Here is a 10521-nt window from a genome sequence, read left to right on the forward strand (position 1 = left end):
ACACCTCTCTCAACGGCACGGGGGCTTTGTGCGTTGCGGCCCTCACCTCGACCTGACCGGCGTCACCCGATCAGTGGCCACGCTGAAAACGCTCACTGTCTCGGGCGTGTTTGATCTCCCATGCGTCCAGGTCGTCGATGAGCCGTTCCAGGCGTGGATCGTGCGGATCCCAGTCGACTGATCGATCGCAGGCGAGATACAGGCGCGTCGTCTCGGGGTCGTCGAAGCCGGCGTTCTTGTCCCGTATCCGCTGCGGCATGACGTGCGGGTCCAGTGCCTGCATGAGGATCCACGAGTCGCGCTCGACTCGTACCCTCCGTTCGCTGACCCCGAGACTGCGCATCCGGTTCAGGATGGCGACCACCTCGGGGGGCAGGACCAGCCTTTCGCCGCTGTCCAGTTCGGCGATCCGGCGGCGGTATTCGGTGAGCTGGTCGATCTTGCGCTGCAGTTCCGCGTCTATGTCGGTGACGGCCGCGGCAGCGGAAGGGGATCGCTGTGGCCCGTGCCGCCGCGGTCGTACACGACGGCGGTGGTGAACTGCGAAACCCCCTGCTGGACAACCAAGTAGTCCAGGCCGACCGCGCTGGCGCCCGGCAGGAACACCACGGCCGGTCCGCCACTGCCCGACCGGTGCACGAAAATGCGGCGGCCTTCGATCTCCTGGAACCCGCCGATCGGCGGGGCGAGCCGAGCCGGGGACGTGCTGTTGTTCGTCATGCGACCAGGCTCCAACCCTGACGCAGGGGCAGGGTCAACCCCTTCCATGGCCGCACCCGAGACATGCGCGCTTTTTCAACGCGCTGGCGTGCGGCTGATCGGAAGTTCATCGCGGCGCACGCGCACACGTTCATGCCGCTGCCCGCGTGACATTGCGCGCCGCCCGGCTCATCCTCGTAAGTAGGCGGAGCCGCTGCGGTTCCAACGTCCCCGCCGCCCATGAGCGAGAGTGATGCCGGTCCCGCCCCGGGCCGCACCGGGCCTCCAGCCAGCCGAATACCGCAGCCGCCGCAGCGCATGAGCCCTCCTCCATCACAAACTGGACAGGAGCCGACCGCTCGACCCTTGGTCTCTGATCACTCTGGGTAGTCGCTGCGGGAATACCTGCTGAGCGTTCCGTTCGGCAGGTCGAAGGGTGGAAGCGATGGACGCACCAGCTCCGGGGTTGGGCGAGGGCCCTGAGGACCCGTTCGCGCTGCACAACTCGGCCTCGGCGGTACTGGACGACCACGGCAGGATCGTCGGCTGGAGCGAGCGCGCACAGGAGCACCTCGGCTACCCGCCCGAGGAGGTGCTCGGTCGAGCAGCAATCGAATTTCTGTTCGATTCTGGTGATCGTGCGGCGGTCCTGGACGCAGTGGCAGCGTGCGAGCGCGACCAGGGCTGGTCCGGTGTCCTGCCCGTCCTGCACCGCAGCGGGCGACGGGTGGAGCTGGGCTTCCGCGCCCGCCTCGTCGTCCGCTCCGGCTCCGACCGCGAGTGGTTCCTCGTCGCCGCCCCGGCGGAGGAGGTGCGCCAGTGGGAGGCGGACCGGTCGGTCTTGGACGGCATGTTCCGGCGCTCCCCGATCGGGCTTTCCGTCCACGCCCCCGACCTGAGCATCCTGCGTGTCAACCGGGCGCTGGCCCGGTTCGCGCAACTTCCCGCGGCGGAGGTCCGGGGCCGCCGCGCCGGCGACTTCCTGATCGGTCCGGACCTGGAGACCTTCGAGAGCCGGCTGCGCCGGGTGCTGGAGACGGGCGAACCCCTGATCTTCACCGAGCAGACCTGTCGTCTGAGGAGCGACCCCGGCCACGAGCGGGTGGTGTCGGTGTCGGCGTTCCGGATGCAAGACCCCGCCGGCGCGATCCTCGGAGTCACCCAAATGGTGGAGGACGTCACCGACCGCTACCGGGCCCGGCGACGGCTCGCCCTGCTCAACCGGGCGAGCGCCCGCATCGGGACCACACTGGACCTCGGCCAGACCACCTGGGAGCTGGCCGATGTCGCCGTCCCCGTCCTCGCCGACGCCGTCTCGGTGGATCTGCTGGAGCCGGTGGCCCGCGGCGAGGAGGCCGCCGAGGAGGCGAGCGAAGGACTGGTCCGCAGGATGGCCGTCCACTCGGTCATGGCAGACGCGCTGCAGGTGATGTATCCGGCCGGAGAGGTCTTCCGCTTCGACCCCCGCACCCCGCAGGCCAGGTGCCTCGCCGAGCGGCAGCCCATCCTCGAACCCCTGCTTCAGAGCAGTCCCGGTTGGTACTTCCAGGATTCAGAGCGCACTCGGCGCGCGTTCAGCCTGGGCGCCCACTCACTGATCGTCGTACCACTGACGGCCCGCGGCCTGCTCCTGGGCCTGCTCAGCCTGTGGCGGGCCAGGCGGCCCGAACCGTTCGAGGAGGACGACCTCACGCTCGCAGAGGAGTTCGCCGCGCGCGCCGCCCTCTGCATCGACAACGCCCGCCGCTTCACCCAGCAGCATCTGGCCGCGCTGACATTGCAGCGCAGTCTGCTGCCGCGGGAACTGCCCGAACACAGCGCGGTCGAGTTCGCGCACCGCTATTTGCCGGCAGATCCCGCCACCGGCGTCGGCGGCGACTGGTTCGATGTGATCCCCCTATCCGGAGCCCGTGTCGCCCTCGTCGTCGGCGATGTCGTCGGCCATGGTCTGCACGCTGCGGCCACCATGGGCCGCCTGCGCACAGCCGTGCACACGCTGGCCAGCCTCGACTACGCACCGGACGAGGTCCTCTCCCACCTCGATGACCTGGTCAACCGCCTGGCAGACGAGCAGGAGCCTGCCGACGGACGCTCGCAGGGCCAGCAGATCGTCGGCGCGACGTGCCTCTACGCGGTCTACGACCCCATCTCCCAGCGCTGCACCCTGGCCCGCGCGGGCCACCTGCCCCCCGCCGTGGTGACCACGGACGGCACGGTGAGTCTGCCCGACCTTCCCGAGGGACCCCCGCTGGGCCTGGGCGGACTCCCCTTCGAGGCCGCCGAATTGGAGCTCGCCGAGGGAAGCCTGCTGGCGCTGTACACGGACGGACTCGTCGAAGGCCGTGGCCACGACCTCGACGAGGGTCTCAAGCGACTGCGAGAAGCCCTCTCCCGGCCCAGCCGCTCGCTGGAGGAGACCTGCACGGCACTGCAGGACGCCCTGCTGCCCGAGCACCCACACGATGACGTCGCGCTGCTCGTCGCCCGCACCCGCGTGCTCGCGCCGGAGCAGGTTGCCTCCTGGGAACTGCCCGCAGAGCCGACCGCCGCCGCCCGGGCACGGGAGCTGACGGCGGCCACACTGACCAGGTGGGACTTGGAAGAGATGGCATTCACCGCCGAACTGGTCGTCAGCGAACTGGTCACCAACGCCTACCGGTACGGCGGCGGCACGCCGGTCACCCTGCGCCTCATCCGCGACCGCAGCCTGATCTGCGAGGTCTCCGACAGCAGCAGCACCGCTCCACACCTACGGCGGGCGCGCACCACCGATGAGGGTGGGCGCGGTCTCCTGCTGGTGGCCCAGCTCACCGAACGGTGGGGCACCCGCTACACGCGGGACGGGAAGACCGTCTGGACGGAGCTCCCCCTGGCCACAGCATTGGAGGGGCACTCCGCGGCTGCCGCGATCCCTGCGATCGATTGGTGACACCAGGGTCGTTCAGGGGCCATGGATGCAACAGCCAAGGCCCCGTCTGCAGCCGCAACCACTGTCGTTCCGTGCGACACCGATGGCGCAGGCCAACAGGCACGGACGCCGCGCACCTCGTTAGGTTGGCAGGAACACCCGCGACGAGCGGAAGGACTGGCACGAGGCACGTGGTGACGCAGATCGATTACCAGTCGTTGTTCGCGGCCACGCCCAGCCCGTATCTGGTGCTGGACCCCGACTTGATGATCGTCGATGTCAATGATGCCTACCTGAGGGCGACCGCGCGGAGCCGACAGGAGCTGGTCGGGCGGTACCTGTTCGACGCCTTCCCGGACAATCCGGGGGACCCGAAAGGGGACGGGGTACGGAACCTGGGAGCCTCGCTGCACCGTGTCATGCGGTCGAAGGATCCGGACACGATGGCGGTGCAGAAGTACGACATCCCCGTCATGTCCCAGCCGGGGACGTTCGAGGAGCGGTGGTGGTCCCCGATCAACACCCCTGTGTTCGGGCCGGGCGGGGAGGTGGCGTGGATCATCCACAGGGTGGAGGACGTGACCGAGTTCGTCCTCTCCCGCCCCGGCCACCCACAGAACACCGCGCTGGGTAGGCGGGAGGCGATGGAAGCCGAGCTGTACTCCCGGGCACGGGAGCTGCAACGGCTGAACGAGGAACTGCGCCAGGCGCACGCCCGGGAACGCCAGGTCGCCGTGACGCTGCAGGAGGCGATGCTGCATTCGCCCGACCTGGAGCGGCACCGGAACGTTGCGGTGCGCTACCTGCCCGCGGTCGGCTCGCTGAACGTGTGCGGCGACTGGTACGACGTGGTCGACCTGACCGGTGACTGCTTCGGTGTCGCGGTCGGCGACGTCGTCGGCCACGGCCTGGAGGCCGCTACCGTCATGGGTATGCTCCGCAGCGCACTGTCCGCTGCCGTCCGGGCCCTCCACGAGCCCGCCAGGTCGCTTGAGGTCCTCGGCCTGTACGCGCGGTCGGTCGAAGGAGCTCTGGCCACCACCGCCGTCAAGGCCGTGATCGACACCAGCCAACGCCAGATCACCTACAGCAGCGCCGGCCACCCCCCACCCGTCCTGCTGCACCCCGACGGCACGAGCGACTTCTTGGACCAGGCGACCGACCCGCCCCTGGGTGCCCGCCCCGACCACGTCGCCCGGCCCCAGGCCGCACTTTCATACGTACCCGGCGACACCCTCGTGCTCTACACCGACGGGCTCATCGAACGTCGCGGCGAGGACATCGACTCCGGCCTGCACCGGTTGGCCGAAGCCCTGGCCGGCTATGCCCGCCTCGATCCCGACCATCTCGCCGACGCCCTGCTGGCCCGCCTCGAGGTGGCCCGCGGCGCCCACGACGACATCGCCTTGGTCGTCGTACGGCTATGACCCCGCGCAGCGCAGCCGATCGGCTCGTTCCCGCACGTGCCGACAGCGCACCACACCCGTGACCGTACCCATCACCGGAGGCACCGTCTTCCCTGGAAGCCGGCGACGGGTCACACCGGGTCGTGCTCGCGGACGCGGGGCGCCCGCGATCGTGCGTCCCGCCGCGCCGCCAGGATGACGAGGGCGCCGGAGACCACGCCCACGAAGTAGGGAGACGGCACCAGCAGGACGCCGCCCACGAAACACCACACCGCGATGCCCCAGCCGATCCCTGCGGGCACGGCCACCCCGCGTCCCGCCAGATGCCGGATCAGGCAGCCCAAGAGGATCAAGGGCACGGCGAAGCTTCCCGGACCGGCCCAGAAGGCGAGGTGGCTCTGAAGGGACTCCACCGTCGGGTCCGCGCCGTTGCCGCCCGCCAGTTCCAGCGGGACGGCTGCCCACACCCCTCGGTCCACCCAGCCCTTGACGTCCGCCCAGGAGAACGCGGTCAGCAACACCAGGTGACCCGTGCCCAGCAGCAGCATGATGCCGCTCGCCCAGCGCAGCATTCGCTTACCGGAGTCCATGGTAGGCCCCGCCTCCTGTCCTGGGATGTCCAGCGAGTTCGGCGCGGTCGCGCCAGGCCCGTTCCCACTGCCGGGTCAGGGCCGGATAGACGAGCAGGTATCGGAAGGGCGCGATAGCAGCCATGTAGAGCCGCCCGAACCATCCGTTGTGCTTGACGAGGACGGCCATCCGCAGCTCGTGATCGCCGTCCGCCCCCGGAACCCAGCTCAGGTGCATCACGGTGTGCACGGTCTTGTTCGCCAGCTCGCGAGCGGACTCCGAGGGGAGTTCGTACACCGCCTTCAGGGGCATGGCGTCATTGTCGGGGCCCCGATAGGCCGCACGCAGGTCGCTGGGCAGGCGGTCGCGGAGTGAGACGACCCGCGACCCGACACCCTCCGCCGGGGAGTCCCATCCGAGGAGCGTGCCGAGCTTCCACCGCAGGGCGAACAGGAACCTCACCGGCCCGGTCTGCCGGGCGGGCCCGCCCGCCGACTGCAACGCCCCCAGCATCACCGGGAAGTCGTCAGGTCCGGCGCCGGGCGTGCGGAACGACCACACGTCCTCGACGTCGAAGTCGGAGGTGAGTTCGTGGATGAGCCACGGGCGTTCGGTGTGGAGGGACTTCGCGAGCCGTGCCACGCTTTGACCTCTCGTTTTATACGCAACCGTATAGTTCGATTTATACGGTACCGTACACCAGCCCGTTTCCCAACACCCCGCCAGCCCAGGTGAGAAGGCGCCCCCCATCGCTCGTGTACCGCGAAGTCGCCGGATCGAAGCGGGACTCGACGCTCTCGCCCGGGGCGGACCGAATCGATCTCGAAAGTCCGCTCCGCGCATGGGCAAGTCCGCTCCGCGCATGGGCGCGCAGCAGCCGTGCACCTGGCTGGTGAATTCCTCCTACGCCCCCGGCCGTGATCGCCGGGCAGGCTCCCGCAACGGGCCGGCGACCGGCTGGGTATCCGGAACCCGATCACACCGACACCTGCGGCCAATGAGGCCGGCCCGGGGCGCCGCGGGGCTACCGTCGGCTCCATGGAGCGAATCCGAGCGGTCCTGATCGACATCGACGGCGTCCTCACCGTCTCCTGGAAGGCCCTGCCCGGGGCGGTGGCGGCCATGGAGCGCCTGCGCGCCACCGGCCTCCGCCTCGCGCTGGTCACGAACAACACCTCCCGGACCCGTGCCTCCATCGCGGCGCGCCTGTCCGAACTGGGCTTTCCCGTCGGCGCCGACGACGTCCTGACCGCGCCGGCCGCCACAGCTGCTTACCTGCGCGACCACTACCCCGGCGCCCGCTGCCTGCTGCTCAACAGCGGCGACGTACGGGAGGACCTGACGGGTGTCACCCTCGTCGGCGAGGGAGAGGAGGCGGACGTGGTCGTCCTGGGCGGCGCCGGCCCCGAGTTCGGCTACGAGGCCCTCAACCAGATCTTCGGGTACCTGCAGCGCGGCGCCCGCCTCCTGTCCATGCACCGCAACCTGTACTGGCGTACCGAACGGGGACTCGACCTCGACACCGGAGCCTTCCTCCAAGGACTCGAGAAGGCGGCCCGCACCGAGGCGCAGGTGACGGGCAAGCCCGCGCCCGCGTTCTTCGCCAGCGCCCTGGCCCACCTGGGCGCCGACGCCTCCGAAGCGCTGATGGTCGGCGACGACATCGAATCGGACGTCCTGGCCGCCCAGCGCAACGGCATCACCGGGGTCCTGGTGAAGACCGGCAAGTACCTCCCCGAAACCCACCGGAGCGCCTCGGGGACCCCCGACCACGTCCTCGACTCCTTCGCCGACCTGCCGGACCTGCTCGCCACCCGCACTTCCGGCCCCCGCCCCGAACCCGGCAGTACCTGAGCGATGCGACGCCTCAGCGAACCGTAGGCCTGCAGCACGGACCGCACCTGTCAGGCTGTCAGCTCCCTGGCCCCACCGACGCCGGCTCCCGCTCCCGCTCCCGCTCCGGCGCCGACCGCGGGATGCGGGCTGCGGGCTGCGGGCTGCGGGCTGCGGGCTGCGGGCTGCGGGCTGCGGGCAACCCAAGCATCCGCGGCCCGTCAGCGCCGAGGAGCCCTAAGGCTTCGCCGAGTTCCTCGGCGCGGCGTCGGCGTGGATCAGCCGGAGGCGGGACAGCTCCCCGTGTCAGGCAGCGGGTGAGGTTGCCGAGAACCTCTTCGCCAGGGCCTGCGGGCCAATACCGCGGCGCACGCGTATGCCTTCAGCCCGTCGGTGGTGGCGAAGCGGGTGCGGTCGCCGCCGGTCATCACCGCCGACACGCTGCACACCGTCCTGTGGCCGGGCCGCCGGTGAGTCCGTCGAGCCAGAGGCCAGCACGGCGGCAGGCCGGCAGGTCCACGCTTGGCCGTGGCTGACCCGGTCGTGGTCAGAGCTGGCCCAGCCTTGCGACCAGGAGCGCGGCGTCGTCCACGGAGCTGGCCGGGCGGGCTGCCATCAGGGCGTCGCACACCTCGTTCAGGGGGGCGCGGGGATCGCGGACGGCCCGGCTGAGGAGCTCGATTCCCTGATCGAGGTCGAGCAAGGCACTGCGGTCCTCGATCATCCCGTCGGTGTAGAGCACCAGTACGCTCCCCGGCGGCACGCGGTGCTCCCTGTCCCGGTACACGTGACGCAGGTCCATTCCCAGGGGCGGGCCCGCATCGCACGGCAGGCGGCAGACCGACCCGTCCGGCCGGAGCAACAGGGCCGGCGGGTGCCCGGCCAGGGCGATGCGGCAGCGTCCGGTGCCGCCGTCGTAGACGACGCAGGCACAGGTAGCGGCGAGTTCGCCGTCGCTGCCGGTGAACAGTGCGTCCAGGCGGGTCAGCAAGGGCCCGGGCGGCATGCCTACGGACAGCAGCGCGTGTACCGAGGCCCGGTATCGGCCCATGGCCGCGGCGGCGGCGACTCCGTGGCCCATGACGTCACCGATGCCAAGTCCGATCCTGCCGCCGGGGAGTGCGACCGCGTCGTACCAGTCGCCTCCGGCCAGATTGTCGTCCTCAGCCGGGTGGTAGCGGTAGGCGAGCTGGAACCAGTTGGCCGACGGCAGGCGCGCGGGCAGCAGGTGGCGCTGGAGGGCGAGGGCGGCGAGCCGTTCGCGCCGGTATCGCAGCGCGTTGTCGATGGCAGTGGCGGTGCGGGCTGCGATTTCGCGCGCCAGGAGGACGGCCTCGCTGCTGAAGGGGCCTGCCTGCCGCAGGAAAGTGACAGCTCCGAGCAGTCTGCCGACGGCGACCAACGGTACCGCGAGGCCGTACCGCGCTGCGACATCCGCCCTGCCTCCCCCCGCACCCTCGAAGGCGACGGGCTGGGCCGAGTCGAGGCACGCGGCGACCGCCGGGAGGGCTGGGCGCGGCGAAGGCAGTGCGTCCTCGGTCCGGGGCCTCGGCTCCTGCGGGCGAAGGGTCAGATGGTGTACGAGGCAGTCCGGGGGCGGGCAGGTGCGTGCATCGGCCGCAAGGCCCTCGGTCTCGGCGGTATCAGCGGTATCAGCAGTGACTGGCTTCACGGCTCTCGCCAGCAGATCCACCGCGACACCGTCGGCGACTTCGGGAACGCAGGCCGCGGCCAGTTCCATCGCGACCGTTCTGGGATCCAGGCCCTGGCCGAGTCTGGCGCTGACCCGGTCCAGCAGCTCCAGCTGACGCCGGCCCCGGGCCGCGTCCAGGACTTCCCCGTCGGTGTCCACCAGCTCCCGCACGAGCCCGCCCACGCCCACCACCGCGCCAGCCCCGTCCCGCAACGGGAAGAGTGTGCCGACGGCAGCGAACGGTTCTCCGTCCGGCCCGATCGCTGCCACCCGCAGGTCCTCGACGGTCTCGCCCCTGTCCACGATGCGGCGCAAAACCGCCTCGTACGCCACCGGATCGGGCAGGTCCATCACTTCGAGGATCGACCGGCCGAGATGCTGGGCAACGGAGATCCTGTTCAACCGGGCGTTCGCCTGGTTGATGAACCGAAACCTCAAATCGGTGTCCAGCACCGCCAGCCCGAAGGGCGCGGACTGCAACAGACGATCGGCCGCGACCGCGTCACAGAACTCGGTCAACTGCGCCCCGGACACCACAGCGATGGCGAGCACCCCCGTGCCTCCCGACAGTGGAACCGCCACCGGCTGCCAGCTGATGCTGCGGCAGGTACCGTCACCGCGACGAAGCCAGTCGGTACGCACCGAGCCGGCGCTGCGCAGCACCGCACGGACGAACCTCTTCCCCCGAAACTCCGCGGCGTCCCCGAGCAGAGCCGCATCCCGGCCGATGATCTCCGCATCCCGATAGCCGGTCAGGGCCTCTGCGGCCTCGCTCCACTCTTGGACGCGCCCCTCGGGATCGATGAGCGCGGTCGCCACCGGGGCAGTCTTCAGCCGCTGCAGCGATACCGCACCGGGCAGCCGTACGCCCTGCCCGTCCGGCTCGCCATCCGCAGATGCAGATGCAGATCCCACCTCACTCACCACCCAGCCGGAACACCGTGCCTCCGTCAACAGCCGCGTGGTCCGGGACAGCAGCGACAGACGCGAGGACCGCGATGAGCCGGCCGGACCGATCGGTGGGCAGCACCTCGTGCAAGGCGCTACGGATAGAGGCAGCACTCCAGCCTCTGCGCCTGCCGCACCCAGCGAGCTCTGCTTCCTCCAGCGCTCGAATCCATGCCCCGGTTCGGTCCGCTACTGGCCGCACCGCTACACCGCGGTACAGGGCGACGGCGAACGTGGTCATCATCACGGACTGCCCAACGACGCCGGGCGGCACTCGGCACGGGCACGGTCCGGGATCGGCATTCCGGCTGCTGCGCGCCTGAGGTGTCCTACCTTCTAGGCGGGTTGATCGGGCCATTCGTAGGGTCCTGTCGCCTGGGGGTTCTGGGAGGGGCTACTGAGGTGTCGCCGCTCGTGGCTGAACAGACTTGGCCGCCCGGAACCCCACCGACGACCGGGCCGCT

General features: G+C 70.4%; 8 protein-coding genes. 3 read left to right on the forward strand and 5 right to left on the reverse strand.

Features of this window, described 5'->3' with window-relative positions:
* Positions 1-70 precede the first annotated feature (70 nt).
* Complete coding sequence (locus ACFYOB_RS41135) at positions 71-364, reverse strand: hypothetical protein (RefSeq protein ID WP_388570090.1); 294 nt, start codon at positions 362-364, stop codon at positions 71-73.
* A 95-nt stretch (positions 365-459) separates the two neighbouring features.
* A complete protein-coding gene (locus tag ACFYOB_RS41140; protein WP_388570093.1) occupies positions 460-720 on the reverse strand; it encodes an alpha/beta fold hydrolase in 261 nt (86 codons plus the stop codon).
* A 424-nt stretch (positions 721-1144) separates the two neighbouring features.
* Between ACFYOB_RS41140 and ACFYOB_RS41145 the strand changes: the two genes are divergently transcribed.
* Together ACFYOB_RS41145 and ACFYOB_RS41150 are read left to right on the forward strand one after the other, a co-directional pair.
* Positions 1145-3628: a SpoIIE family protein phosphatase gene (locus ACFYOB_RS41145; RefSeq protein WP_388570095.1), complete on the forward strand. Its 2484-nt coding sequence runs from the start codon at positions 1145-1147 to the stop codon at positions 3626-3628.
* Between the two features lie 170 nt (positions 3629-3798).
* The gene (locus tag ACFYOB_RS41150) at positions 3799-5034 is read left to right on the forward strand and encodes a PP2C family protein-serine/threonine phosphatase (RefSeq protein ID WP_388570098.1); all 1236 of its coding nucleotides are present in this window, start codon (positions 3799-3801) and stop codon (positions 5032-5034) included.
* A 110-nt stretch (positions 5035-5144) separates the two neighbouring features.
* Here ACFYOB_RS41150 and ACFYOB_RS41155 read toward each other — a convergent pair whose 3' ends face one another.
* Together ACFYOB_RS41155 and ACFYOB_RS41160 are read right to left on the reverse strand one after the other, a co-directional pair.
* Positions 5145-5603, reverse strand: a complete 459-nt coding sequence (locus tag ACFYOB_RS41155; protein ID WP_388570100.1) for a DUF6463 family protein — start codon at positions 5601-5603, stop codon at positions 5145-5147.
* Positions 5590-6225: a DUF2867 domain-containing protein gene (locus ACFYOB_RS41160; protein WP_388570103.1), complete on the reverse strand. Its 636-nt coding sequence runs from the start codon at positions 6223-6225 to the stop codon at positions 5590-5592. Before ACFYOB_RS41160 ends, ACFYOB_RS41155 begins: the two co-directional genes overlap by 14 nt.
* Before the next feature lie 396 nt (positions 6226-6621).
* Here ACFYOB_RS41160 and ACFYOB_RS41165 point away from each other — a divergent pair, with 396 nt between their 5' ends.
* Entirely contained in the window at positions 6622-7437 is an 816-nt protein-coding gene (locus tag ACFYOB_RS41165; protein WP_388570105.1) for a TIGR01458 family HAD-type hydrolase, read from the forward strand.
* 526 nt (positions 7438-7963) lie between these two features.
* Here the strand turns inward: ACFYOB_RS41165 and ACFYOB_RS41170 are convergent.
* Positions 7964-10024, reverse strand: a complete 2061-nt coding sequence (locus ACFYOB_RS41170; protein ID WP_388570108.1) for a SpoIIE family protein phosphatase — start codon at positions 10022-10024, stop codon at positions 7964-7966.
* Positions 10025-10521 lie beyond the last annotated feature (497 nt).

It is taken from the genome of Streptomyces sp. NPDC006463, assembly GCF_042870715.1.
Taxonomy (GTDB): domain Bacteria; phylum Actinomycetota; class Actinomycetes; order Streptomycetales; family Streptomycetaceae; genus Streptomyces.

Bases quoted from the DNA above. Each gene is read 5' to 3' on its own strand.
- ACFYOB_RS41140 (WP_388570093.1), bottom strand. From the start codon at position 720: ATGACGAACAACAGCACGTCCCCGGCTCGGCTCGCCCCGCCGATCGGC.
- ACFYOB_RS41145 (WP_388570095.1), top strand. From the start codon at position 1,145: ATGGACGCACCAGCTCCGGGGTTGGGCGAGGGCCCTGAGGACCCGTTC.
- ACFYOB_RS41155 (WP_388570100.1), bottom strand. From the start codon at position 5,603: ATGGACTCCGGTAAGCGAATGCTGCGCTGGGCGAGCGGCATCATGCTG.
- ACFYOB_RS41165 (WP_388570105.1), top strand. From the start codon at position 6,622: ATGGAGCGAATCCGAGCGGTCCTGATCGACATCGACGGCGTCCTCACC.